This is a genomic window from Telluria mixta (assembly GCF_029223865.1).
Classification (GTDB): Bacteria; Pseudomonadota; Gammaproteobacteria; order Burkholderiales; family Burkholderiaceae_D; genus Telluria; species Telluria mixta.
Genome location: NZ_CP119520.1, coordinates 3,671,384 through 3,695,996 on the forward strand (window position 1 = coordinate 3,671,384; position 24,613 = coordinate 3,695,996).

Here is a 24,613-nt window from a genome sequence, read left to right on the forward strand (position 1 = left end):
CGCGTCAGCATGTGGCTGACGCGGCCGGCTCATCGCTTACAGCGAATACGCCAGCTTGACGTAGTAGTACGCGCCGTTGATGCCGAAGGGCGAGAAGCTCGGCAGCACGTAGGCATGCGTGTAGCCCTGCGAGATCGCACGCTCGGGGAAGTGGTTGAACAGGTTCTTCACGCCGGCGCTCAGGCTCAGTTTGCCGGTGAAGTCATAGCCTGCCTCCAGGTCGACGATCGTGGTCGGCTTGATGCGGTTGGTATGGAACGGCGCGCCGTCGGTGTCCGGATCGGCCACCGTCAGCTGCGTGTCGCCGTAGCGGGTCGCGCGCAGATTGACGTTCCAGTCCTCGTAGAAGTATTTGCCGCCCAAGATCAGCTTGCTTTTCGGCGTCGCATCGATGACGGGCGAAATCGCCGCCGGACTCACGCCGTGTGCCAGGTTGGTGCCGGTCACGCGGTTATGGTTCAGGTTCAGGCCGGCGGTCCACTTCACCTTGCCGTAGTCGCCGAGGTCCATCGGGTAGTCGGCGGTCGCGTCCAGGCCATGGGTGCGGGTGTCGACGCCATTGGTCAGGTAGCTGACGGTGGCGTCGGTGATGCTGGGGTCGAGCACGCTGCCATGGGCGACGATTGCCGCATCGGCGCCGGCGCCGCTGATCGTGCCGGAGCCGACGATGCGATGCCGGACCTCGATCCGGTACGCGTCGAGCGTGACGTTGAGGCGCGGCGCGACGGTCGCCACCAGGCCGAGACTCAGGTTGTTCGATTTTTCGGGCGCGAGCGGCCTGGCCCCGGCGAACGCGGCGGAGGGCGAATTGGCCGGCAGGACCACGTCGGCGTAGGTCGGGCCCACGTTGGTGGCGGAATAGAATTCTTCCTGCAGCGTCGGCGCCCGGAAACCGTTGCTCACCGTGCCGCGCAAGGCGAAGGCGGGCGAGAAGTCGTAACGGGTGGTCAGCTTCGCATTGAAGGTGTTGCCGAAGTCGCTGTAGTGCTCCTGGCGGCCTGCCACGTTGACCTGCCACTGCGGCAGCGGGCGCACGCCGATGTCGACATAGCCGGCGAAGTTGCGGCGCGTGTGCGTGCCCGCGTCGGCCAGCGCGTAGCCGGGAAAACCGTCGGGGCCGAAGTCGTAGCGCGACGCCTCGTCGCCGGCGCCCAGGCTGTAGGATTCGTGGCGCGCTTCCAGGCCGAACGCCAGGGTCAGCGGGGCCCGCCAGCCGATGTCGAACGACTTGCTGAAGTCGGCGTTGCTGGTCCACTGCGAGAACGTGTACTGGCCGTCGTAGAAGCGGGTCGGCGAACTGCCCGTCTTGCTCAGCAGCGGCCGGTTGACGGTGTCCTCGACGCCGATCGCGATGTCGTCGCGGCCATAGGTGGTGCTCAGGTCCCAATGCCAGCCGTCGCCGGATGTACCCTTGATGCCGACGCTGACCCCGTAGTCGTCTTCCCGCGCCGTTTCGACCGGTTCGAAGCCATTGGGGTAGAAGGTCGGCGCCTTGGTCGGCGTGCGCCAGTTCTGGTAGCTCCAGGCGTTGCGGTGGGCATAGGTGGCATTCCCGTAGACGTCGGCGCCGCCCGCCAGGCGGTAGCCGGCGTTCACCGCCGCGCCGCCGACCTGGCTCTTCGAATCGCCGCTGACCTTGCTGGGGAACGGGTCCGACGACGGCGAACGCGGCACCAGGGGCGTGCCGAAACCGTTGGTGGTCACCAGGTCGGCGCCGGTCTGGTTGGTGAAGTCGTGGTCGCGCAGTTGTGCCGACAGGTGGGCAAAGCCGCCGGGTGCGAACGCGAAGCCCTTGTCGATCAGCAGGTCGCGTGTCAGGCCGTTGTGGTCGTGGTGCGGGTTGACCTTGCTGTCGCCGTAGCTGCCGACCGTCAGGCTGACTTCGCCCGCGTTCGGCGAGGATTTGAGGATGATGTTGATGACGCCGGCGATCGCATCCGAGCCGTATTGCGCGGCGGCGCCGTCCTGCAGGACTTCGATGTGGTCGACCGCCGAGACGGGAATCAGGTCGAGGTCGGCGGGCGAGGAATACTGGTTGGGACCGGCGTCGGCCGCGATGCTGGCCGTGTTGTGGCGGCGCTTGCCGTTGACCAGTACCAGCACGTGGTTCGGGCCGAGACCGCGCAGCTGCACCGAGCGGATCATGTTGCCGATGTCGCCGCCGACCGACTGCGAGTTATACGACGGCATCAGCGTGGTCATCGCGTCGAACAGGTTCGACGCGCCCGTTTCGCGCAGCGCGTCGGCGGTCAGCACCGCCACCGGCGCGGCGCTGTCGCGCATTTTGGTGCCGATGCTCCGCGTTCCGGTCACGATCACGGTTTCCGCCGGCGCGGCGGCGCCGTCGGCCGTCACCGCGCTTTGTGCAAGGACGGCCGCGGATGGCGCAGCCAGCAAGGTGGCGACGGCGACGTGAATGGCGCGCGGAAGGGGTAACGGGTGGTGGCGCGCTGGTGCGCGATGCGTCTTGGGCATGGGATCCTCGAGGTAATGTCATGTTGTTGTCGCGACGCGCAGGACGGCATGCGGTCCATGAAATTACATCACGGGCATCCCATGTAAAGACGTCTAATTGGCCATGCCAAACGCGACAAAACACTGTTTGGGCCGGATCCGACAGCACAAATGCCGCCGGCCCGGCCGGCTCACATCGATTCGCCCGGGGGCGACGTCGACGCCAGCCAGGCGGCCAGCGCGACGACCGCCAGCAGGACGACGGCCTCGATCCGGACGATACGCCTGAAGCGCGCCGGGAACGCCGCCGCCGCGTCGCCGGCGGACTCGCGCGCGAGCCATGGCGGCATCACGACGAAGCGGTTGAATCCGCCCAGCGCCGCGGCGACGCCCACCAGCAGCACCTTGACCGCCAGGGTGTTGCCCCAGGGGTTGCCGAGCAGGTTCGCCCACCCGTCGGCGCCGCGCCACACCGCATACAGGCCGGTGACGAAGATGCCGGTCAGTGCGAAAGTCGCCGAACTGGACAGCGACGCGACGTACGCCGCCCGGGCGCGCCGGTCGCTCCCGTCCATCTGCGCGGACGCTTTCAGCGTGATGGCGCCGGCCACCATGACTTCGCCGACCCACAGGCTGACGAGGCCCAGGTGCGCCCAGTCCGCCAGCAGGCGTACGCTGGCGTCGCCGTCGCTCGACGCATGGCTGACCATGCCGCGCGCGTACCAGAACACGGCGAGGGCGGCCAGGGTCAGCAGCGCCGGCGCCGGGCCGCCGCCGCGCATGCCGGCGCCGGCGCCCGCGACGACCAGGGCGGCCATCCCGATGCCGCACGCGAGTCCGAGGTGCGAAGAGACCAGCATCGACCACGTGGCGCCCGCCGCCGCGGCGACCGGCACCTCGGCCATCGCCGCCGACTCGAGCCACAGCCAGGCGACGTCGGCCGCCAGCGCGACGAGCGCGGCGGCCAGCGCGGCCAGGCGCACGGGCTGGCGGCGCGCCCCGGCCCAGCGGGACGCGTCGCGGCCGAGCCACAGGCGCGACACGCTCGCTCCGGTCAGCACGGCCACCGCCAGGTTCAGGAGCGCCGTCACCAGCCGCAGCGCGGCCTGCAGGTCGAGTGCCATCACTTGACCGTGAACGGGACTTCTCCCTTCATCTTGTGGCTGTCGTGGGTCATCGCCGACCACAGGATGCGATACGCGCCGGGGGCAGCGCCGGCAGCTGGGCCGTCATGACCGACGGATCGTCCTTGTCGACGGCGACCGCGGTGACCGGGATCTCCTTGTTGTCGGCCCCCGCCAGCGTGATCTTGCTGAACGCGGGCTCGAGGGCTTCGTTGAACTTGAGGCGGACCTGCTTCGGTGCGACGGCGAGCGCGCTGCCGGCTTGCGGATCGGACGATTGCAGTTTCGCGTGCGCGAAAGCGGACGAGGTCACGACGCTGGCGAGGGCGAAGGCGGCGACGGCGAGAAGGCGTTGGATGGACATGTTGGTTCCTCGGATGGATGGACTGGATTATTTGGACACTTCGAGCTGGGTGATGACGAGGCTGCCATTGGCGCGCTCCGCCCGGAACCGGACCTGCTCGCCGGCCTTGACCTGGTCGAGCATGGCGGGGTCCCGTACCTTGAACGCCATCGTCATGGCGGGCATGCCGAGGTTGTTCAGCGGGCCGTGCTTGATCGTCAGCTTGCCGGTGTCCTTGTCGACCTTCTGGACGCCGCCCTCGGCGAGGACGTCCGGATTGTCGGGGGCAGCGGCGGCGTGCTGGTCGTGGTCGTGCATCTGCGCCGATGCCCCGGCGCTCGCCAGAGTCAGGCCGGCGGCGACGAACAGGGTGCCAAACAGGGAAAATGAACGGGTCATGGAAAGCTCCAGGGTAGATTGTGAGTGAAAGTGTGGACGTACGCCGTCAGTGTTCGCCGTGCCCGCTCGGCTTGCGCACCTGCAGCTTCACGTCGGGCCTGCTCGTCGCCGGCATCAGGCTGCGGCCCGCGTCGGCGCTGCGTGCGGGTTCGGCCAATCGGCCCGTCCACTCGTAGGCGAGCGTACCTGCCGGGTGCTTGTACCAGCCCGGATCGGTGTAGTCGCCGCGCTTCTGGTCGTGGCGCACCTTCAGCACGGTGAACATGCCGCCCATCTCGACGCCGCCGAACGGACCGTCGCCGGTCATCATCGGCAGGGTGTTTTCCGGGATCGGCATCTCCATGCCGCCCATCGAGCCGCCCTTGTCGCCCATGACCATGTAGTCCGGGACGATCCTGCCGATCTTCTCGGCGATGCCGCGGTGGTCGACGCCGATCAGGGTCGGCACGTTGTGGCCCATCGCGTTCATCGTGTGGTGGGACTTGTGGCAGTGCAGGGCCCAGTCGCCGGGTTCGTTGGCGACGAATTCGATCGCCCGCATCTGGCCCACCCCGACGTCGGTCGTCACCTCGGGCCAGCGGCTGGCCGGATGCGTCCAGCCGCCGTCGGTGCCGGTGACTTCGAACTCGTGGCCGTGCAGGTGGATCGGGTGGTTCGTCATGGTCAGGTTGCCGACGCGGATGCGCACCCGGTCGCCCTGGCGCACCGGCAGCGAGTCGATGCCCGGGAAGACCCGGCTGTTGAACGTCCAGAGGTTCTGGTCCAGCATGGTGTTGACCTTCGGCGTATAACTGCCCGGGTCGATGTCATAGCTGCTCAACAGGAATACGAAGTCGCGGTCGACGGCAAACTTCGCCCGGTCCTTCGGGTGGGTCACCCAGAAGCCCATCATGCCCATCGCCATCTGCGTCATCTCGTCGGCGTGCGGGTGGTACATGAAGGTGCCGGGACGCCGCGCCACGAATTCGTAGACGAACGTTTTCCCCGGCGCGATACCAGGCTGGGTCAGGCCGGTCACGCCATCCATGCCGTTGGGCAGGCGTTGGCCATGCCAGTGCACACTGGTGTGCTCGGGCAGTCTGTTCGTCACGAAGATGCGTACCCGGTCGCCTTCGACCACTTCGATCGTCGGGCCGGGCGATTGGCCGTTGTAACCCCACAGGTTGACCTTCATCCCCGGCGCGAACTCGCGCACGACGGGCTCGGCCACCAGATGGAACTCCTTGACGCCATTGTTCATCCGCCAGGGAAGGGACCAGCCGTTCAGCGTCACGACGGGATTGAATGGCAGCCCGGTGGAGGGGAGCGGCGGCACATGGGTTTTCGCATTGTCCATGACCACTGCTTCAGGCAGCGATGCCGCGCCCACGCGGCTCACGGCCGCCGTGCTCACGGCAACGGCGCCCGCGCCTTTGAAGAAATCTCGACGTGAAATCATTGTGCTGTCCTCGAATCGGTAGTGCCGCCCGCATTCATGGCGAACTGGAGGTTGGTGTCGGCGATCCAGAAATCGCGTTGCGCGGCGATCGCGGCGTTGACGGCCGTGAGTTGTTCGCGCGACTCGGCGAGCAGCTCGAAGGTACTGGCGAGCATGCCGTTGTAGCGCAGCAGGACTTCGTCTGCGATCTGCCTGCGCAGCGGGACGATGTCGTCGCGATAATGGCGGGCGATGTCGTAGGCGGTGCGGTAGCTGGCGTATGCCTGGCGCACCTCGGAGCGCGCCTTCACGGCGACATCGCCGGTACGGTGGACCGCCGCCATGTACGAGGCCTGCGCCCGCGCCACGCGTGCGCCGCCCCAGTCGAACAGCGGCAGCTCGAGGGAGACTTCATACCCGTTCTCGCGCGGCGCACCGGTCGTGCTCTTGTTGACATAGCCGGCATCGAAGACGTTGATGAAGCGCGTCGTCTGCGTCAGGCCGAGCGCCTGCGCCGTGGCCTGCGCATCCTGGCGCGCGATGAGGACGTCGAGCCGCTGCGACAGCGCATCCGCCTCGGCATTCGCCGCCAGCCGTGGTTGGGCCGGGAGGTCGGGGAGCCGGTCCGGCAGGGTGAAGTCAATGGATGGTCCCCACAGGCCCAGCAGCCGGACCAGTTCCTCGCGCGCCGTGGTGGCCTGCAGGCGCGCCTGCGCCTGCTGGGTCAGGGCGTCCTGGTAGAAGGCACGCTCGCGCGCCGCGTCCAGTGCGCTCCAGTTGCCGGCAGCCCGCATGCGCGCGGCGAGTTCGGCGGCCGCCTCGGCCGAGCCGCGCACCTGGTCCGCGAAGGTCGCGGCCTGCGCGGCGGCGACGGCGCCGTACCAGGCCTTGCGCGTGTCCGCCGCCAGCTTCACCGACTGCATGGCTGCCTGGAGCTTGGCCTGCTCGAAGCGCCGGCCCTCGATGCGGCTGCGCGCCGGCAGCGTCAGGAGCGCGGCCAGGTTGAATGTCAGGCTGCGGTCGATTTCGGTTTCGCCGCCGCCGCGCACCCGGCCGAAGCCGAAGCCCGGGTTGGGCAGGCGGCCTGCCTGCACGAAGTCCGCCTCGGAGATCGCCAGGTCGGCCAGTGTCGCTTGCAGGCCCTGGTTGTTGAGCAGGGCGATGCGCACCGCCGCATCGGCGCCGACAGGTTTGGACAGCAGGGTCCTGATTTCGGACTGGACGGCTTGGGTGTCCTGGTCCCGCTTCAGTGGCGCCGGCTGCGCGATGCGCTCCTGCGTCATGCGCGCAACGTCGTCGATGCCGCCGTCCCGCGAAAAGCTGGCGCAGCCTGCGAGGAGCGCGGCGCTTGCCGCCACCGCCAGTCGACCGAGGCCGGATTTTGTCAGTGAATTCATTGGCGCGCGCCTCCGTGTTCGTGCTTGTCGGCCTCGCCGTCCGCGCCCGCGACTGCGCGATTGGCGGCCACCCAGGCTTTGTCGGGCGACCTTGCCGGTTCCTTCGCCGCGACGTGGTCCTCGAAGACGGAGCGGTACTGCAGGGGCGCGACAGGTGCGTCCGGGTCGGCCGCGGCGGGCATCGCCTGGTCCGCTTGCGCGCAAGCGAGCAACGGCATGCCGGCCGCAAACAGCAGCAGGTATGAAAGTTTCATGTTGTTGGTTCGTGTTGATTGAGGGCCGAGGTGCGGCCCGATGCGCCTGGTCAGCGCGCCTGGAACATCAAACGAACCAACCCCGCGGTGGCCGCTCGAGGGTGGCGGGAACGAAGGACGTCATGGCGGCTTCCACGCCGGCGTTCGGCGAGGAAGGCGTCGACGGCACATGGAAGTCCGGCAGCCGGGCCGGAGGCGCCGCGCTGCCGACGCAGCAGCTTGCGCAGGCAGGGCACTTTGCGTGGGACGCTGCCGCCGCCCTGGCGCGGGAGCCACCGCAGTGGTCTGCGCGGTCTTGCGAAGCCATCTGATGATGTGCATGGCCCGCCATGGCCATCGTTGCGTGCGCGGGCACTTCAGCTTGTCCGATGGCCATCGCAGCGCCGCCCTGGAGGGACAGCACCGTGAACGAGAGCCACATAAACAACCGGAGGAACAGACGCGTCATGTTTCGATGGTAGCGCAAATAGGGAACGGGCATCAGGGCACGGCATGTCATTAGACCATACTGTCCCCCCTACATTATCGCGTTGACCTGGGTGATTAAAAGAGAAACGACGGTTTTCGCGGTAGCCGACAGCATGGATTGCTGCGGCGGATCCGGCTCGTGGCGCATTCCGGTGCAAGCGCGTGCGCCATCGAGGGGCGCCGATGTACGCGCCGCACTGCCGGTGTGCAGCGAACCGGCGGGCAGCAAGCTGTGCTGATTAGCGCGCAGAAAACAACCGTTTCTGTTTTGTGACGGCACGATTACACGATAAACCGGCGGTTTTGGCGTGTTGTAATCATCTGTATCGAAGCCGCCGACGGACCCGGGAAGAAGCAGGTGAAGGCTGTGGCATAGACGGCCGACGGGATCGGCCGGGAATCACAAGATAGAAGAGACTTCGCAAAGTTCAACATCACACCTCAATACCAGGAGTTCGCATGTATCCGTCCCGGCATCACACACTGGCCCTGTTCCTGGCCGCCACGTATCCGATCGCGGCATTGGCCGCCGAACCTGAAGCACCTGCCGTCGCCGCCGAGGCGGCGCCCGTGGACGCAGCGCCGGCCGCGGAAGCGGAATCTGCCAAGAAGGTGGTCATCACCGCCAAGCGCCAGAACTACCGCAGCCTGTCGGCCACCGGCGCGACCAAGACCGACACCCCGCTGCAGGACCTGCCGCAGAGCGTGCGTGTGATTACCGCCGACCTGCTGAAGGACGTCGGCGTGACCGACCTGGCCGGCGCGCTCGATCTGTCCAGCGGTATCTCGCGCGCCAGTAACTTTGGCGGCCTGTGGGACAGCTATGCCATGCGCGGCTTCACCGGCGATCCGAACTTCGGTTCCGACTATATGATCAACGGCTTCAGCTCCAGCCGCGGCTACAATGGCCTGCGCGACGGCGTGAACACGCAGTCGGTGGAAATCCTGAAGGGGCCGGCGGCCGCGCTCTACGGCCGCGGCGAGCCGGGCGGCACCGTCAACATCACCACCAAGAAACCGCGCTTCCAGCCCGAGTACACGATCGAGGGCACGCTCGCCAGTCACAGGACGCGGCGCGGTGCGGTCGACTTTACCGGTCCGATCAGCGAAACGCTCGCTTACCGCCTGAACGCGGCCTGGGAAAAGGGCGACAGCTTCCGCGACCGGCTCACGCACGATCGCAAATTCATATCGCCGTCGTTCATCTGGCTCGTCGGCGAAGCCACCACCGTGTCGTACGAAGTCGAGGCCGTCGAGCAGCGTGCGCCCTTCGACCGTGGCGTCGTCGCCGTCAATGGGGTGCTCGGCCTGATTCCGGTGTCGCGCTTCCTGGGCGAGCCGGCCGACGGCCCGGTGACCATCCGCTCGACCGGCCAGCAGGTCTTCATCCAGCATCCGTTCAACGACGACTGGTCGCTGCAGACCGGCGTGGCCTATCGCAGCAGCTCGCTGTACGGCGTGTCGAGTCAGGCCAACAACCTGCTCGCGGATGGCCGCACGCTGCGCCGCCAGCACCGCCTGAACGACAACAAGGCGCTCGACCGCTCCGGCCGCCTGGAGATCCTCGGCAAGGTCACGACCGGGCCGTTCCGCCACAACCTGCTGGTCGGCGTGGACGCCTTCAAGTTCGACGACCGCCGTATCCAGTACCGCCGCAATCCGAACGCCACCAATCCGTACGCGATCGATATCTACAACCCGGTGTACGGCGGCGTGGCCGATCCGATGACGCTGTCGATCAATACCAAGTCCGAGCAGCGTGCCCACGGCGTGTACGCGCAGGACCAGATCGACCTGAGCGAACAGTGGAAGATGCTGCTGGGCGTGCGCCGCGACAGCGCCGACCAGTCGGTCACCAATTACCGGGTGAACGTGACCAGCACGCAAAGTCCGGAAGCCACCAGCCCGCGCGCGGGCCTGGTCTACCAGCCGAGCAAGCAGCTCTCGCTGTACGCCACCGCCGGACGCGCCTTCCGCCCGAACGACGGCGTGAGCATCGAGAACCAGGCCTTCGCGCCCGAGAAGAGCAAGTCGTACGAGGTCGGCGCCAAGTACGACAACGACCGCCTGAGCGGCACGCTGGCGCTGTACCGCATCACCAAGCAGAACGTGCTGACCACCAATCCGATCAACACCGACTTCTCGCTGCCGGCGGGCGAAGTCGCCAGCAAGGGCGTGGAACTCGACATCGCGGGCGAGCTGGCCCGCAACCTGAAGCTGTCCGTCTCGTATGCGTACACGGATGCCCGCGTCACCAAGGGCGACAGCACGATCCTCACCGGCAGCCGCTTCCCGAACGTCCCGAAGAACAGCGCCTCGATTGTGCTGACGCAGAACTTCGCCTTCGGCTCGGGGATGGCGTCGCTCGGCGGTGCCGTGAACTACGTCGGCGACCGGCTGGGCGATGTCGCGACTTCCAGCGACTTCACGCTGCCGGCCTACACCGTGTTCCGCCTGATTTCGTCGTATGCCCCGTCCAAAAAGACGCGGATCTCCCTGAACATCGACAACCTGTTCAACAAGAGCTATTACGCCAGCTCGTACAGCCAGGTCTGGGTGATGCCGGGCGCCACGCGCACCGTATCGCTGAATGTGCGCCATTCCTTCTGAATCCGTTTTTACGTCAAAGAGAGGCAAGATCATGAAACGTCTGAACAAAGCACTCACGGCGGCCGCGCTGGTCGCCAGCCTGGCCGCGAGCGGCGTGGCCCAGTCGCACGGCATTTGGTTCGCCCAGCGCGCCACCCAACTGGCGTTGCTGTACGGCGTCGGCGCCGACGACCTCGATATCGTAAAGCGCTTTTCGCAGGTGACCAGCATGAAGGGGTACGATGCCGACGGCAAAGCGGTGCCGACGTCGCTGCACGTCGACGGCCGCCTGGTGCTGGCCGACCTGGAAAACCAGCCGGCCATCGTGTCCGCGATTCTCGACAACGGCACCTGGAGCCGCACGCCGGACGGCAAGTGGCACAAGCAGGGCCGCGACGAACAGCCCACCGCCACCGTCAGCGAAAAGAACACCAAGTACGCCGTGCACATCATCGGCCAGCTCGCCAGGCCGCTGCCGCTGCTGCCGGAACAGACCTTGCAGATCGTCCCGGTGGACGCGAAACTGCCGGCGCTGATGGGCCAGCCGATCAAGCTGCGCGTGTACTACAAGGGCAAGCCGATCGCCGGCGCCAAGGTCATGCACGACTGGCTCAATGACCCGGACGGCAAGCCGGTACTGACCGGCGCCGACGGCACGGTCACGATCCCGGTGCGCAACCAGGGCCTGAACGTGATCGTGGCGATCTTCAACTCGCCTTCCGAGGAGCCGAAGAAATACGATCACTCGGAACACCTGGCTTCGCTGTCCTTCGTGCTGCCGCACGCACCGGAATAACCACCGTTCATTTTTGGAGACTAGATCATGAAGAAATCCGTATCTCTGTTGCTGGCGATGTCCACCGCACTGGTGCTGTCGACCGCCCACGGCCACGGCACGCCCACGCCGAATCACGGCGGCATCGTGCAGGCGGTGGGCGACACCTGGCTCGAACTGGTGCCCGCCGGCGGCAAGATCGAACTGTATGTCGAGGACGACGGGGACCCGATGCCGAGCGCGGGCCTCACCGGCCATGTGAGCGTCGAGAACGGCGGCGCCAAGACCGACTTTGTCCTCAAGCCGGCCGGCGGCAACAAGCTCGAAGCGGTCGGCGCGCGCGCGCCCAAGGGTGCCAAGGTGATTGCGGTGCTGGTCCTGGCCGACAAGTCCAAGGTGCCCGCGACCTTCGTCGTCAAGTAAGCGGCGATTCGAGCAACGCAAAAAAGGAAGGCCGCGGCCTTCCTTTTTTACATTCCGCTGCGCGTCAGGCTTCGGGAGTGGGGCGGAACAGCTTGTCGTGAAACCCGCTGACCTGAACGTGGATCGTCACCGGCCCCGTGCCCTTGTTGCGCCAGTACCAGCCATGGATGCCGTCGAACGGCGCCGTGAAGGTGCCGCGTCCCGATTCCTGCTGGGCCACCTTCCAGTAGGTGCTGAATTCGCGCGGGCCCGCGTTGAACGGTTCGCCGTGCATGTCGGACTTGACCGGTCCGCCTTCCGACGACCAGCTGAACACGAACTGCTCGCCCTTGGCGATCGCGGCCTTGACCTCGGCGCCTTCGCCCGGCTGCAGGGTGATGTTCATCGCGTCGCTGCGGAATGCGCGCGTGGTCTTGGTGACGGTTGCGGCGCCGGCGGTGCCGGCGGCCGGCGTCACCTCCGCGGCCGGGCGGGCGCCGCCGCTCAGTTGCGTCAGTCCGAGGGCCTTGCCGAGGCCACTCGGGTCGATGCCGTATTCGGCAGGCAGCACGGCGCCGACCAGGATCGCGCCGGCCACCGCAAGCGCGACCGCGGTGGCCTTGCCCAGCTGGGGCAGGGTGGGGAGCAGATTGGTGTCGTAGGTAGTCATGTTTTCCTCGTCAAGTGACGGCAAAGCCGGTAAGTTGGTAACCCATGAGGACGAAGCCGGCGATCATCAGCACGACGTTCGCATTGAAGGCCTGGCGGCCGAAGGTGGCGCTGCGGCGCCAGTAGCCCATCGCGATCAGGATCGCGGACAGCGCCAGCATCTGGCCGATCTCGACGCCGACATTGAACGACAGGATGTTCGGCACCAGCCCATCCTTCGACAGCGCCAGCTCCTGCAGCTTGGTGGCGAGGCCGAAACCGTGGAACAGGCCGAACACCAGCACCGCGGCCTTGGTGTTGGGCTGGAATCCGAGGACGCGCCGCAGCGCCCCCATGTTGTCGAGCGCCTTGTAGACCACCGAAAAGCCGATGATGGCGTCGATGATGTAGGGATTGATCCGGGTTTCGCTCAGCACCCCGCTCAACAGGGTGATGCTGTGCCCGAGCGCGAACAGGGTCACGTAGGCGCCGACGTCCTTCAGGCGATACAGGAAGAAGATCACGCCGAACAGGAACAGCAGGTGGTCGTAGCCGGTTACCATGTGCTTGGCGCCCAGGTAGATGAAGGGCAGGATGTGGGTCCCGCTGGCCTGCTCGAAATACGCCTTGTCCTCCTCGGCGACACCGTGGGCGCAGGCCGCGCCGGCGGCAAGGACGAGCAGGAGCGGCAGGAGCAGGCGGCCGATGCGAAGGGTCGATGAGGTCCTGGGCACGATGTTCTCCGTAGTGATGATCACTCATTACAACATAGGCGTCAGGTGGAATCGGCCTGTTTCAGGCCGTTCCGAAAACAGAATAAATGGTTTTTGGGCCGTCATTCGATATGGAATGCCGCCAGCCCGGGACGGCGCGAATGCCGTACGAAATGCTGTCTCGCGTCCATTTTCGGTGCTTCGCGCTGTCGTGCAGCGGGAACTAAGCACAATATTCGGACCCGTCTCCTTACAATGAATTTGTCGCGCCAAGCAGAGTGCGGCAGCAGTCCACGATCAATCCGACACGAAGGCAGACAGATGGACCAGACTAATTTGTACAATGCCGCCGCCTGGGCTGGCCCGAAGGCGCCGGTCGCCGCACACGCCGCGGTGCAGCCGGCGCGTTCGCGCATCGCCGTCATCGACGTCCTGCGCGGACTCATCATGCTGATCATGCTGTTCGATCACGTGCGCGAAGCGATTTATGTGCACGTCCCCTTGAGTGATCCGTTGGACGCGGTCCATACCGACCCGGCGCTGTTCTTCACGCGCATCGCGACGCATTTTTGCGCGCCGCTGTTCGTGTTCCTCACGGGGCTGGGGGCCTGGCTGTACGCGCATCCCGCCTCGGGCCCGCGCTCGGCGACCGGCTTCCTGGTCAAGCGCGGCCTGCTGTTGGTGTTCCTGGAACTGGTGGTCGTCAACTTCGCCTGGTACGGCGTGTTTCCGCCCAGACCCTGTATCTGCAGGTGATCTGGGTGATCGGGCTGGCCATGATCGTCCTGGGCCTGGTGCACAAGCTGCCGACCGCGCTGCTGGGCGCGATCGGCCTCGCCATCATCTTCGGCCACAACGCGCTCACCTGGATGTCGTTCGCCCCGGGCACCGTGGCCTACGACGCGTGGACGCTCCTGCTGCACCGCGGCTACCTGGTCGCCGATGGCGCGGTCAAGGTGAAGGTCGCGTATCCGCTGCTGCCCTGGATCGGCGTGATCCTGGCCGGTTACGCGGCGGGACCCGTGTACGCCGCTACCATGGCCCCGGAACGCCGTCGCCGCATCCTGATTGCCGCCGGCGTCGGCGCCTTGCTGCTGCTGGCACTGCTGCGCGGCTTTAACATCTACGGCGAAGAATTGCCATGGACCGTACAGGACAGCGCCATCCGCACCGTGATGTCATTCCTGGCCCTCACCAAATACCCGCCGTCGCTCGACTACCTGCTGCTGACGCTGGGCATTGGCGCGCTGGCGCTGGCGGCGCTGGAGCCGCGCGACAACTGGTTGACGCGAGCCTGCGCCACCTTCGGCGGCGCGCCGATGTTCTATTACCTGCTGCACCTGTACGTGCTGCTCGGGTTGCAGCGCCTGCTGGTGGCGACGTTTGGTGCCAACCACGGCGCGCGCTACGGCGTCGACCACGTCTGGCTGGTCTGGCTGGTGGCGCTGGGGCTGATGCCGATGTTGTATTTCCCGTGCCGCGCCTTCGCGCGCTACAAGCGAACCTCGAAGCAGGCATGGGTCCGATACTTCTGAGCCGCTCGTACGTCGCGCGCTGCCGGCGGAGCCGCCCCAGATATCCGATGCGGGAACCCGCGTGGGAGGCGCCTCGAGCGCCCGCATCACTGCCCTGATGTGTCTTATCCAGGATCGCGATGTGCTGCTGCCTGACCATCAGAACAGATGTCGTTGCGGTTCTACGACGCGCAGATCGCGCCACGCCAGGACCCGACAGTCACCTCGGCCATGCAGCTGCACATCGCCAGCGCGCCAGAGAATCCATTAACAGGGTAGGACGTTGTGTGGCGCGGATGAGTACTTGCGTGCCACCTCCGATTTGCCCAACTCAACCGGCGTAGGTTTTGCCGTAGTTTTCTCTGCCTACAGCTCTTGCCCATAGCAGAACACACCCATGCATCATCGGGGTGTGCTTTTCGGTCGCGAGGTGTTTGGCCGCGTCGGCGTTGATTTCGCGTGGAACGTTCATGTGGTCAAGATCGGGGACAGCGGGGCAAGGAACTTGCCAGGACCGCCATTTTACCGCGATCGTTAACCGATAGGACAGAACGGTATGACGTGATGAAGCGGAGCGGCGTAGGTGCAGCCCCGCTGGCCGGCTCACTGCGTAAGCGGCTCGGCGGTTGCTTCGGGCACGCGAATATGCGGTCCCTTGAAACGCAGAGCAGGCTCCTCGATTACGCACCAGCTGACCGCGCCGGCCAGCAGTGCGCACAGCGTAGACAAAACGAACAGGCTCCAAGGTGAGATGGTCGGCACGTACCAGATCAGTAACTTTTGAATCGGCCACCCGTACAGATATGCACCGTACGACACGTCAGGGAGTCGGTTGAACTGACTGAGCAAGGCGGACCGTTTGCTAGCCACATAAAGCAATGCGTAACCACCGACCGTGGTGACTGCCAGCTCCGAAAGTCGCCACGAGAACATGCACAGCAGGACGATGACGACAGCGCCGAGAGCGACCCTGCCATCCATACGAATCTTGTCGCGGTAGAGGTAGTACGTGCCGCCACAAAGGAAGAGCATCGCCAGGCGCATGCCCGGTATCGTCAGGTTTACCATCCTGGCCGCCACGCCGACGGTCAGGATCAGCATTGTCAGGGCAAACCATTTCCGGCGGTTCCGCAGCGATCCCGAAACACCGAGGACTAGGACACTCAGATAGCAGAGAAACTCGGCCGAAATTGACCACATCGAGTTATTGATGCCTTCGTGATGCAGGCCAGCGAACACGTCAGGTACAGCGGGCTTTTGGAGAAACAGCATGTGGACGACGAGTGCCTGGATATCCAGCGCGTCGAAGTAAGTCGCCGGTTCGGCGGCGAGTGGTCCGACTATAAATGCGCAAACCAACGTTGCGACAAGAAAGCCGGGGTAGATACGTAACAGGCGCTTCCTGAGGAATGGCCAAGCTTGTGGCTGCGCTGACCAGCTTTGCATGATGAGATAGCCGCTGAGCAGAAAAAAGCCATCCACGGCCAATTCACCGAACGACATAGAGCCAAACATCTGCGTCAATAATTCGCGTCTCCGGTCGCCATCGATGAGCTCGAAAGCGTGGCTGAGAAGAACCAGCAAGGCCAGGATTAGCCTGATGAGATTGAAATTATTTTGCCGGACAACCGTGCGCATAAACCGCTCCATTTAGTAGAGCAATCAGTATGTACAGGTCTTGACGTCAGATCAATAAATGTGAAGTAAAAGAAATTTTTGGACGGATTTTTTCAAGAATCGTTGTCGATTGGTCACATGTGGTTATATTTTTATACGATTCTCCGGGGAGCCGCACTGTACGACAGGCGTCCCGGACGGGCTGTTGTCACAGTACGGCTCTACCCTGGGGATCTCGTCGGTACTTTGGTCAGGTGGGTCTGCGCCGTCCCGGTACCGCCAGCACCCTGAGCGCCGTCTCCAGCCGCACGCGCCGGTACTCCATCGCCCGCGCCGCCGCATGCACGCCCCGCGCGCGCAAGGCATCCTGCACGTTCTCGGCGGTCCAGCGGTCGATCCGCCGTTCGCCGAGCATTTTCTTCAGCAAGCCCTGGTCGTCGATCCATCGGTAAGTCATGACGTCCTCCTTGTAGTTGAGGACATCAGTTTCGCGTAAATTGCAATACGGCAACTTACCAAGCATCAAGTTCAGGATAGCCGCGCGTGATTGAGGATGAGCCAGGCGACCGTGATGACGACCATGCCGGTGAACGTGACGCACGACCAGGTGAAGAACCAGGCCGACACGATCCCGGCCTGCAGCACCTTTTCGAACAGGATGCCGAGCGCGAAATCGAACGCGGTGAGGAAGGACCAGCGCCGCAGGTAGACGGGCAGGTAGCGGCTCATCTTGCGGTTGTGCTGGTGGGCAGCGTGGCGTTCGATGCGGTCGCGCGCGGCGCTGACGTCGCGGAACAGCCAGTCGAAGAACAGGAAGCGGTACAGGAGCCGCCGGAATGGCATTTCCGGGGCCGGGTCGTTGTCTGCAACGGGATGGGGCTGCTTGTCGATCGTCATGGTTGCACCGCTCGCTCGAATACGCATTCATGGTATGTCAGGTGACGCTCCGGGCCACGTTCGTTGTCTAACGTAGCGTGCGCGGCGCCTGACGTTTCTGAGCAGCACCAACAAAAAGCAAAACGGGCGCACGCGGCGCCCGTCGGTCAGCAACGCAAATAAAGCATCAGCCTGCCTTCACCCGCTTGGCGATGTGCGCCAGCGCCTCGTCCACCTGGTCGATCAGGATCAGCGACAGGTCGCCCGGCTGCAGGCGTTCGAGCGCCTTGTCGATGGCGACGAACTCGCCCTTGATCTCGTCGATGTGCGTCGTCCGCGGCGCGCCGGCGAGACCCTCGCGCAGCAGGCCGACGACTTCACCCTCAAGGCGGCCGCGCTGGCACTGGTCTTCGTACAGCAGCACGTCGTCGAACGCCTTGCCGAGGATACGGGTCTGGTCGCGGATGTCCTCGTCGCGGCGGTCGCCCGCGCCGGAGATCACCACCGAGCGGCGCTTGGCCGGCATCGATTCGACGGCGTTCACCAGGGCCTGGATCGCGTCCGGGTTGTGGCCGTAGTCGGCGATGACCGTCGCGCCGCGGTAGTCGAACACGTTGAAGCGGCCCGGCGCGTTGTCGCTTTCGCCGACGAACGTCTTCAGGCCTACGCGGATCGCATCCCACGAGATGCCGACGGCCCAGGCCGCGGCCACGGACGCCATCACGTTCTCGACCTGGAAGCCGATCACGCCGCCGCGGGTGATCGGCACCTCGGCCAGCGGCACGCGCTCTTCGTTCTTGCCCTGCGCCGCGACGAGGTGGCCCTTGTCGACATAGACGATGCGGCGGCCCTGCGCGCGGTGCTTCTGCATGACGGGCAGCGAGGCATCCAGAGCGAAGTAGGTGATGTCGCCCTTCGTGTTCTCGGCCATGCCGGCCACGATCGGGTCGGCCGCGTTCAGCACCGCCATGCCGTTCGGCGCGACGTTCTGGACGATCACGCGCTTCAGTACCGCGAGGTCTTCCAGGGTCGTGATGTAGTTCAGGCCCAGGTGGTCGCCCGAACCGATGTTGGTGACGACGCCGACCTGGCAGCGGTCGTACGCGAGACCCTCGCGCAGGATGCCGCCGCGCGCGGTCTCGAACACGGCCGCGTCGACGTCCGGGTGCAGCAGCACGTTGCGCGCGCTGCGCGGGCCGCTGCAGTCGCCGCTGTCGATGCGGCGGCCTTGAATATACACGCCGTCCGTGTTCGTCATGCCGGTACGCAGGCCCGAGCTCGCGAGCAGGTGCGCGATCAGGCGCACGGTCGTCGTCTTGCCGTTCGTGCCCGTCACGGCGACGACCGGGATGCGGCCGTCGTCGCCCGGACCGTACAGCGTGTCCATGATGGCTTCGCCGACGGCGCGGCCCTTGCCGAACGACGGCGAGATGTGCATGCGCAGGCCCGGCGCGGCGTTCACTTCGACGATGCCGCCGCCCTGGTCTTCGATGGGTTTCAGCACGCTGTCGCACACGAGGTCGACGCCGCAGATGTCCAGGCCGACCATGTGCGCGGCTGCGATGGCGCGCGCCGCCACTTCCGGATGCACGTCGTCCGTGACGTCGGTGGCGGAGCCGCCCGTCGACAGGTTCGCGTTGTTGCGCAAGGTGACGCGCTTGCCCTTCGGCGGGATCGATTCCGCGTCGTAGCCTTGTTTCGCCAGCGAGGCGAGGGCGATGTCGTCGAAGCGGATCTTGGTCAGCGACGTCGCGTGGCCGTCGCCGCGGCGCGGGTCCTTGTTGACGATGTCGACGAGCTGGCGCACGGTGTGCGTGCCGTCACCGACGACGTGCGGCGGGTCGCGGCGCGCGGCGGCGACGAGGCGGTTGCCGACGACGAGCAGGCGGTAGTCATGGCCCGGCAGGTATTTTTCGACCATGATGTCGTCGCGGAATTCGGACGCGGCGGCAAAGCCGGCGTCCAGCTGTTCGCGCGTGGTGACGTTCACGGTCACGCCCTTGCCCTGGTTGCCGTCCTTCGGCTTGATCACGACCGGCAGGCCGATGTCCTGCGCGGCGGCCCACGCGTCGTCCGGGTCGCTCACGCTGCGGCCCAGCGGCACCGGCACGCCGGCCGCGTTCAGCAGTGTCTTGGTGAGTTCCTTGTCCTGCGCGATGGATTCCGCGATGGCGCCCGTGGCGTCGATCTCGGCGGCCTGGATGCGGCGCTGGCGGCTGCCCCAGCCGAACTGCACGAGGCTGCCCTCGGTCAGGCGGCGGAACGGGATACCGCGCGCGACGGCGGCATGCACGATGGAACCCGTCGACGGGCCGAGGCGCACGTCTTCGTCCAGGTCGCGCAGCTGCTTCAGTGCCGCTTCGAGGTCGAACGGCTGGTCGTTGCGGGCGGCGGTGCACAGATGTTCCGCCAGTTCCATCGCGAGGCGGCCGACATCCTCTTCGCTGTACTCGACGACGACCTGATAAATGCCGCGCTCCAGGGTGGCGGTCGTGCGGCTGAACGTGACGGGGCAGCCGGCCTGCGCCTGCAGGGCCAGCGCGGCGACTTCCAGTACCTGGGCCAGCGGGATCGTGTCGTCATGGCCGGTCGGCTGCAGCGGCCAGATTTCCGGGAACAGGGCGCGCAGGCGCGTCTCGAAGCCGGGCAGGGCGTCGATCGATTCCTCCTCCGGCGTGCAGGAGACGATCGCCTCGATCGACGTGTGGTGGCTCCAGAGGTTGGGACCGCGCAGGGCCCGTACGCGTGATACTTCCATAAGTCTTTCCTTTAGGGTCTTGCGGCATCGGCCCGGTCGCGCCGGGCACGTATCGTTATCAGGCCTTTTTCTTCTTGCCGGCCGGGTCGAAGGTGCGCAGGCCGGCGCAGATCAGATCCGTCGGCACGTCCAGCGCCCACCCGGCCAATGCGGCCGCGAGCAGCGCGTTGGGCTGGGCGGCGGTCGCGGGCTTGACTTTGTCGATGCCCAGCAGCGGCATTTCCTCGCCGCCCTGCGCCAGGACGATGTGGCCGTTGCGCACGAACGCGACCCGGCCGCCGGCGGCGCGGTGCGCGGCGAGGGTGGCGTTGGCTTCGTCCTGTGCGTAGAACAGCACGGCGCCGTCGCACAGTTCGGCGAGGGCCACGACGCGTTCATCGGCCGCGTTCAGCACGGCCGCGCCATCGGACAGCACGACGTCGACCTGGCTGCGCACGACGTTGTACAGCGCATCGTCGTCGCGCACGTACAGGTCGGCCACGTCGGCCGCGTTGCCCATGTCCGTCACGACGCCGACGAGGCAGCGGTCGTACGGCAGGCCCTCGGTCAGGATCGTGCGCGCGTTCGATTCGAACACGGCGGCCTGCACGGTGCGGTTGATCAGCAGGCGCTGGCCGGCGTCGAAGCGGGTACCGTCCTGCGCCGTGACCTGGCGGCCGTCGAGGAACAGGCCCTCGCGGTTGGCCACGCCCACGTGCTTGCCGGCCAGGTTCAGCACGGTGCCGACGAGGCGCGCGGCCAGTGCCGCGTCAAGCGTGCCGGTGACGCCCACGAGCGGGATGCGGCCCGTCTCGCCTTCCGCGAACAGGTGCTCGACGATGGCCTTGCCGACGTTGCGCGGCTCGCCCTTGGCGGGCTTGATGTGCGCGAGCAGGCCCGGGCTGGAATTGACTTCGATGATGGCGCCGCGCTGTTCTTCCAGGGGACGCGAGATGTCTTCGCACACGAGGTCGATGCCGGCGATGTCCAGGCCCACGACGCGCGCGGCCAGCGCGGCGACATGCGCCACGTCCGGGTGGATGTCGTCCGTGACGTCGTCGGCCACGTTGCCGTTCAGCTGGATCAGCACTTTCTGGCCGGCCTGCGGAATCGAATCGGGCGTGAGGCCCTGGCGCTTGAGGTCCAGCATGACTTCATCGCTCGTTGCCGGCTCCACGAGGCTGAGCGGAAACTCTTCGGAATTGCCGCGGCGCGGATCGATGTTGATCTGGCTGTCGCACAGCTGCGTGACGGTGGATTGTCCGTCGCCGACGACCCACAGCGATTCGCCTTTCGCGGCCGCGACGACTTTCGAGCCGACGACGAGCAGGCGGTGTTCGTTGCCGGGAATGAAGCGCTCGACGAGGACGGCGGTGGAATCGCCTTCCTCGGACGCGATGGCGTAGGCGGCATGCACGTCCGCTTCCGACATCAGGTTCAGCGACACGCCGCGACCATGGTTGCCGTCGACGGGTTTCACGGCGACGGGCAGGCCGATGTCCTGTGCTTCTTCCCACGCCGCTTGCGCGCTGCGGACGACCGAGCCTTCCGGCACCGGCACGCCGCAGGAGGCGAGCAGAGTCTTGGTGAGATCCTTGTCGCTGGCGATGGATTCGCCGATCGCGCTCGTGCGGTCCGTCTCGGCCGTCCAGATGCGGCGCTGCGCGCTGCCGTGGCCCAGTTGCACGAGATTGCCTTCGGTCAGGCGGATCGAGGGGATGCGGCGGTCGGTGGCGGCGTCGACGATGTGGCCGGTCGAGGGGCCCAGGCAGTAGCGGTCGACCAGTTCGGTCAGTTCCGCGACTTTCCCTTGCAGGTCGAACGGGGTGTCGTTGATGGCCGCCATCAGCAGGGCGTGGCCGGCTTGCAGGGCGGCACGGCCGACGGTTTCGTCGCGCGTGCGGAATGCCATTTTATAAATGCCGTGGTCGGCGGTGGAGCGGGTCTTGCCGAAGCCAGTCTTCATGCCGGCCAGGTTCTGCAATTCGAGGACAACGTGTTCGAGGATGTGGCCGGACCAGGTGCCGTCGTGCAGGCGTTCCAGGAAGCCGCCCCGTTCGCCGACGCCGCAGCGGTGTTCGATCAGGCCCGGCAGCCAGGCGGTCAGGCGTTCATACAGGCCGGGAAGTTTATTCGAAGGACATTCTTCGAGTTCGCCGATGTCGAGCCACGCTTCGATGACAGGGCGGTACGTCCAGATGTTCGGTCCACGCAGGTGGTTTACACGAAGAATTGCAATGTCTTTCTTATTTGTCATGAAAATATCCTGCCACGCGACGACCGCTCTCTCATCGCATGGCGTTGCCTAAGTTTGCACATCGATGGTTCAAAGACGCTGCCGGATCGCGGCCCCGCCTTCCTCTCTTTCCATAATGCACATGTTGTATACTTGCCGGAACGAAGCTTACCGTGCCGAACTGATTTCTGCCAGTCTGGCCCCTCCGATAGAATACCGTACACTCCGGCGCACCGCGTTTCGGAAGGTGCGCGTGTCAACGGCAACACCGCTCACAACGTTCCATCGTACAGATCTGCCAGCCTTCGGCTGCTCCACTCCTAAATAGAACCGGAAACTTTGCCTTTACCGGCGGCATCACATGACAACTCAACAACTTATTCCCTCCGTTCCGCCGGCATCGAGTGCCGGTTTCCTGCCTGAGCACTGGCAGGCGGACGTCGCGAAGAAGCTTGCGCCAGGGGAAAACGTTTTAAACAGCGTCGAGGTTGACCTCGATGCGAAATTACGTTTCACCAAAGGTATTCTCGTCGTCACGAATTATCGCCTGCTCACCCGCGCACCCGGCGACACGATGTGGCGCGACTGGCCATATCGTGCCGGTTTGACAATGCGCCACCACGACCACGCGGGCGTCGGCCATCTCGAACTCGTCGACCAGAACGGCTTGCTGGCGGCCTGGCGTTTTACGTTGGGCCAGAACCTGCAAGCCATCCGCGTCGTCGACCAGTTCCAGGACCAGGTCGAAAGCTACGTGAGCGGCGTCGCCGTGCAACCGCCCGAACAACATACGTGTCCGAGCTGCAAGGCGCCGCTGGAACCGGACCAGGAAGACTGCCCGATCTGCACCAAGGTGCTGCATACGCCGCCGTCGACCTGGACCCTGTTCCGTTTGTGGCGCTTCGCCCGGCCGTACAAGGGTCAGTTGCTCCTCGGATTCTTGCTCATGTTGGCAAGTACCGGCGCACACATGATTCCGCCGTATCTGACGATGCCGCTGATGGACAACGTGCTGATCCCGTACCAGAACGGCAAGCACATCGACACGCACCTCGTCTACATGTACATGGGCGGCCTGTTCGCGTCCGCGATCCTCGCGTGGGCGCTGGGCTGGGGCCGCACGTACATTCTCGCCCTCGTGTCCGAGCGGATGGGGGCGGACATGCGTTCCGAAACCTATGAGCACCTGCTGAGATTGTCGCTGGAATTCTTCGGCGGCAAGCGCACGGGTGACCTCATGTCGCGCATCGGCAGCGGCTCGGACCGCATCTGCGTGTTCCTGTCGCTGCACCTGCTGGACTTTTTGTCCGACGTCCTCATGATCATCATGACGGGCGTGATCCTGTTCAGCATCAACATGAAACTGGCGTTGATCACGCTGGTGCCGCTGCCGTTCATCGCGTGGATGATCCACGTCGTGCGCGACAAGCTGCGTACCGGTTTCGAAAAGATCGACCGCGTGTGGGGCGAGGTCACGAACGTGCTGGCCGATACCATTCCCGGCATCCGCGTCGTGAAGGCGTTCGCGCAGGAACACCGCGAGGCGTGGCGTTTCCGCGAAGCGAACAAGCACAACCTGGCCGTCAACGACAAATTGAACAAGGTGTGGTCGCTGTTTTCGCCGACCGTCTCGTTCCTGACGGAGCTGGGCCTGCTCGTCATCTGGTGCTTCGGCATCTGGCAGGTGAGCCAGCAGGAAATCACGGTCGGCGTGCTGTCCGCGTTCATCGCGTACAGCGGCCGCTTCTACGTCCGCCTCGATTCGATGAGCCGCATCGTGTCCGTCACGCAGAAATCCGCGTCGGCCGCCAAGCGCATCTTCGACATCCTCGACCACGTGTCGAGCGTTCCCGATCCCGTCAACCCGGTGAAACTGGACAAGGTCGAAGGCAACATCGCGCTGCGCGAAGTGGGCTTCCGCTACGGCAATCGCGCCGTCAATCGCGGCATCTCGCTGAACATCAAGGCCGGCGAAATGGTGGGCCTCGTGGGCCACTCGGGGTCGGGCAAGAGCACGCTCGTGAACCTGATCTGCCGCTTCTACGACGTGGCGGAAGGTGCGATCCTGCTGGACGGCCGCGACATCCGCAGCTTCGCCGTCGCGGATTACCGCCGCCACATCGGCCTCGTGCTACAGGAGCCGTTCCTGTTCTTCGGCACCATCGCGGAAAACATCGCCTACGGCAAGCCGGATGCGACGCGCGAAGAGATCATCGCCGCCGCCCGCGCCGCGCACGCCCACGAATTCATCCTGCGCCTGCCGCAGGGCTATGACTCGATGGTCGGGGAGCGGGGCCAGGGCCTGTCCGGCGGCGAGCGCCAGCGCATCTCGATCGCGCGCGCACTCCTCATCGACCCGCCGATCCTGATCCTGGACGAAGCGACGTCTTCCGTCGACTCGGAAACGGAAAAGGAAATCCAGAAGGCGCTGGACAACCTCGTGCAGGGCCGCACGACGATCGCCATCGCGCACCGTCTGTCCACGCTGCACCGTGCCGACCGCCTCGTCGTGCTGGACCGCGGCCAGGTGGTGGAAGAGGGCAGCCACGACGAGCTGATGGCGCGCGAAGGCGCGTATTTCCGCCTGTACGAGGCGCAGGCGCGCAACGTGGACCAGGACCCGGACGACGATGGCAGCAAGGAAGACTGA

General features: G+C 65.6%; 19 protein-coding genes and 1 pseudogene. 5 read left to right on the plus strand and 15 right to left on the minus strand.

Annotated features, from left to right (window positions below; genetic code table 11):
* Positions 1–36: 36 nt before the first annotated feature.
* The 8 genes from P0M04_RS16355 to P0M04_RS16385 form a co-directional block, all read right to left on the minus strand.
* Positions 37–2,475, minus strand: a complete 2,439-nt coding sequence (locus P0M04_RS16355; protein ID WP_259451517.1) for a TonB-dependent receptor plug domain-containing protein — start codon at positions 2,473–2,475, stop codon at positions 37–39.
* A gap of 170 nt (positions 2,476–2,645) precedes the next feature.
* Positions 2,646–3,578, minus strand: coding sequence for a CopD family protein (locus P0M04_RS16360; protein WP_259451516.1), 933 nt, complete (start codon positions 3,576–3,578; stop codon positions 2,646–2,648).
* On the minus strand, positions 3,578–3,631 hold the full coding sequence (locus tag P0M04_RS32880) for a hypothetical protein (RefSeq protein ID WP_371877891.1): 54 nt from the start codon (positions 3,629–3,631) through the stop codon (positions 3,578–3,580). The genes P0M04_RS16360 and P0M04_RS32880 overlap by 1 nt, the downstream gene beginning before the upstream one ends.
* The gene (locus P0M04_RS16365) at positions 3,628–3,942 is read right to left on the minus strand and encodes a copper resistance CopC family protein (protein WP_281042443.1); all 315 of its coding nucleotides are present in this window, start codon (positions 3,940–3,942) and stop codon (positions 3,628–3,630) included. Before P0M04_RS16365 ends, P0M04_RS32880 begins: the two co-directional genes overlap by 4 nt.
* Before the next feature lie 27 nt (positions 3,943–3,969).
* The gene (locus P0M04_RS16370; protein WP_259451514.1) at positions 3,970–4,320 is read right to left on the minus strand and encodes a copper-binding protein; all 351 of its coding nucleotides are present in this window, start codon (positions 4,318–4,320) and stop codon (positions 3,970–3,972) included.
* 46 nt (positions 4,321–4,366) lie between these two features.
* Positions 4,367–5,758 (minus strand): copper oxidase, encoded by a 1,392-nt coding sequence (locus P0M04_RS16375; RefSeq protein WP_259451513.1) that lies wholly within the window; start codon positions 5,756–5,758, stop codon positions 4,367–4,369.
* Positions 5,755–7,134 carry a TolC family protein gene (locus P0M04_RS16380; RefSeq protein ID WP_259451512.1) on the minus strand — a complete coding sequence of 460 codons (1,380 nt, stop codon included), beginning with the start codon at positions 7,132–7,134 and terminating at the stop codon, positions 5,755–5,757. The genes P0M04_RS16375 and P0M04_RS16380 overlap by 4 nt, the downstream gene beginning before the upstream one ends.
* The gene (locus P0M04_RS16385) at positions 7,131–7,388 is read right to left on the minus strand and encodes a hypothetical protein (RefSeq protein ID WP_259451511.1); all 258 of its coding nucleotides are present in this window, start codon (positions 7,386–7,388) and stop codon (positions 7,131–7,133) included. The genes P0M04_RS16380 and P0M04_RS16385 overlap by 4 nt, the downstream gene beginning before the upstream one ends.
* A 927-nt stretch (positions 7,389–8,315) precedes the next feature.
* On the opposite strand from P0M04_RS16385, the gene P0M04_RS16390 reads away from it, so the two are divergent.
* The 3 genes from P0M04_RS16390 to P0M04_RS16400 are packed head-to-tail and all read left to right on the plus strand — an operon-like array spanning position 8,316 to position 11,643.
* Positions 8,316–10,466 (plus strand): TonB-dependent siderophore receptor, encoded by a 2,151-nt coding sequence (locus P0M04_RS16390; protein ID WP_259451510.1) that lies wholly within the window; start codon positions 8,316–8,318, stop codon positions 10,464–10,466.
* A 31-nt stretch (positions 10,467–10,497) separates the two neighbouring features.
* Positions 10,498–11,241, plus strand: a complete 744-nt coding sequence (locus tag P0M04_RS16395; RefSeq protein ID WP_259451509.1) for a DUF4198 domain-containing protein — start codon at positions 10,498–10,500, stop codon at positions 11,239–11,241.
* Positions 11,242–11,268: 27 nt separating this feature from the next.
* Positions 11,269–11,643, plus strand: a complete 375-nt coding sequence (locus P0M04_RS16400) for a hypothetical protein (protein ID WP_259451508.1) — start codon at positions 11,269–11,271, stop codon at positions 11,641–11,643.
* A 64-nt stretch (positions 11,644–11,707) separates the two neighbouring features.
* Here the strand turns inward: P0M04_RS16400 and P0M04_RS16405 are convergent, their stop codons facing one another.
* Positions 11,708–12,292 (minus strand): transmembrane anchor protein, encoded by a 585-nt coding sequence (locus P0M04_RS16405; protein ID WP_259451507.1) that lies wholly within the window; start codon positions 12,290–12,292, stop codon positions 11,708–11,710.
* Positions 12,293–12,302: 10 nt separating this feature from the next.
* A complete protein-coding gene (locus P0M04_RS16410; RefSeq protein ID WP_259451506.1) occupies positions 12,303–13,004 on the minus strand; it encodes a HupE/UreJ family protein in 702 nt (233 codons plus the stop codon).
* 435 nt (positions 13,005–13,439) lie between these two features.
* Here P0M04_RS16410 and P0M04_RS16415 point away from each other — a divergent pair.
* A pseudogene (locus tag P0M04_RS16415) lies at positions 13,440–14,518 on the plus strand (acetyltransferase domain-containing protein).
* 582 nt (positions 14,519–15,100) lie between these two features.
* Here the strand turns inward: P0M04_RS16415 and P0M04_RS16420 are convergent.
* The 5 genes from P0M04_RS16420 to P0M04_RS16440 all read right to left on the minus strand — a co-directional run bounded on the left by P0M04_RS16420 (position 15,101) and on the right by P0M04_RS16440 (position 21,984).
* Positions 15,101–16,135 carry an acyltransferase family protein gene (locus tag P0M04_RS16420; protein ID WP_259451504.1) on the minus strand — a complete coding sequence of 345 codons (1,035 nt, stop codon included), beginning with the start codon at positions 16,133–16,135 and terminating at the stop codon, positions 15,101–15,103.
* Positions 16,136–16,364: 229 nt separating this feature from the next.
* Positions 16,365–16,571 (minus strand): hypothetical protein, encoded by a 207-nt coding sequence (locus P0M04_RS16425; protein WP_259451503.1) that lies wholly within the window; start codon positions 16,569–16,571, stop codon positions 16,365–16,367.
* A 71-nt stretch (positions 16,572–16,642) separates the two neighbouring features.
* On the minus strand, positions 16,643–17,011 hold the full coding sequence (locus P0M04_RS16430) for a hypothetical protein (RefSeq protein WP_056136654.1): 369 nt from the start codon (positions 17,009–17,011) through the stop codon (positions 16,643–16,645).
* A gap of 166 nt (positions 17,012–17,177) precedes the next feature.
* Complete coding sequence (cphA, locus tag P0M04_RS16435; RefSeq protein WP_259451502.1) at positions 17,178–19,748, minus strand: cyanophycin synthetase; 2,571 nt, start codon at positions 19,746–19,748, stop codon at positions 17,178–17,180.
* Between the two features lie 58 nt (positions 19,749–19,806).
* Positions 19,807–21,984, minus strand: coding sequence for a cyanophycin synthetase (locus tag P0M04_RS16440; RefSeq protein ID WP_259451501.1), 2,178 nt, complete (start codon positions 21,982–21,984; stop codon positions 19,807–19,809).
* 340 nt (positions 21,985–22,324) lie between these two features.
* On the opposite strand from P0M04_RS16440, the gene P0M04_RS16445 reads away from it, so the two are divergent.
* Complete coding sequence (locus P0M04_RS16445; RefSeq protein WP_259451500.1) at positions 22,325–24,613, plus strand: cyanophycin metabolism-associated ABC transporter; 2,289 nt, start codon at positions 22,325–22,327, stop codon at positions 24,611–24,613.

Bases quoted from the DNA above. Each gene is read 5' to 3' on its own strand.
- P0M04_RS16355 (WP_259451517.1), bottom strand. From the start codon at position 2,475: ATGCCCAAGACGCATCGCGCACCAGCGCGCCACCACCCGTTACCCCTT.
- P0M04_RS16360 (WP_259451516.1), bottom strand. From the start codon at position 3,578: ATGGCACTCGACCTGCAGGCCGCGCTGCGGCTGGTGACGGCGCTCCTG.
- P0M04_RS16365 (WP_281042443.1), bottom strand. From the start codon at position 3,942: ATGTCCATCCAACGCCTTCTCGCCGTCGCCGCCTTCGCCCTCGCCAGC.
- P0M04_RS16370 (WP_259451514.1), bottom strand. From the start codon at position 4,320: ATGACCCGTTCATTTTCCCTGTTTGGCACCCTGTTCGTCGCCGCCGGC.
- P0M04_RS16375 (WP_259451513.1), bottom strand. From the start codon at position 5,758: ATGATTTCACGTCGAGATTTCTTCAAAGGCGCGGGCGCCGTTGCCGTG.
- P0M04_RS16380 (WP_259451512.1), bottom strand. From the start codon at position 7,134: ATGAATTCACTGACAAAATCCGGCCTCGGTCGACTGGCGGTGGCGGCA.
- P0M04_RS16385 (WP_259451511.1), bottom strand. From the start codon at position 7,388: ATGAAACTTTCATACCTGCTGCTGTTTGCGGCCGGCATGCCGTTGCTC.
- P0M04_RS16390 (WP_259451510.1), top strand. From the start codon at position 8,316: ATGTATCCGTCCCGGCATCACACACTGGCCCTGTTCCTGGCCGCCACG.
- P0M04_RS16395 (WP_259451509.1), top strand. From the start codon at position 10,498: ATGAAACGTCTGAACAAAGCACTCACGGCGGCCGCGCTGGTCGCCAGC.
- P0M04_RS16400 (WP_259451508.1), top strand. From the start codon at position 11,269: ATGAAGAAATCCGTATCTCTGTTGCTGGCGATGTCCACCGCACTGGTG.
- P0M04_RS16405 (WP_259451507.1), bottom strand. From the start codon at position 12,292: ATGACTACCTACGACACCAATCTGCTCCCCACCCTGCCCCAGCTGGGC.
- P0M04_RS16420 (WP_259451504.1), bottom strand. From the start codon at position 16,135: ATGCGCACGGTTGTCCGGCAAAATAATTTCAATCTCATCAGGCTAATC.
- P0M04_RS16425 (WP_259451503.1), bottom strand. From the start codon at position 16,571: ATGACTTACCGATGGATCGACGACCAGGGCTTGCTGAAGAAAATGCTC.
- P0M04_RS16430 (WP_056136654.1), bottom strand. From the start codon at position 17,011: ATGACGATCGACAAGCAGCCCCATCCCGTTGCAGACAACGACCCGGCC.
- cphA (WP_259451502.1), bottom strand. From the start codon at position 19,748: ATGGAAGTATCACGCGTACGGGCCCTGCGCGGTCCCAACCTCTGGAGC.
- P0M04_RS16440 (WP_259451501.1), bottom strand. From the start codon at position 21,984: ATGACAAATAAGAAAGACATTGCAATTCTTCGTGTAAACCACCTGCGT.
- P0M04_RS16445 (WP_259451500.1), top strand. From the start codon at position 22,325: ATGACAACTCAACAACTTATTCCCTCCGTTCCGCCGGCATCGAGTGCC.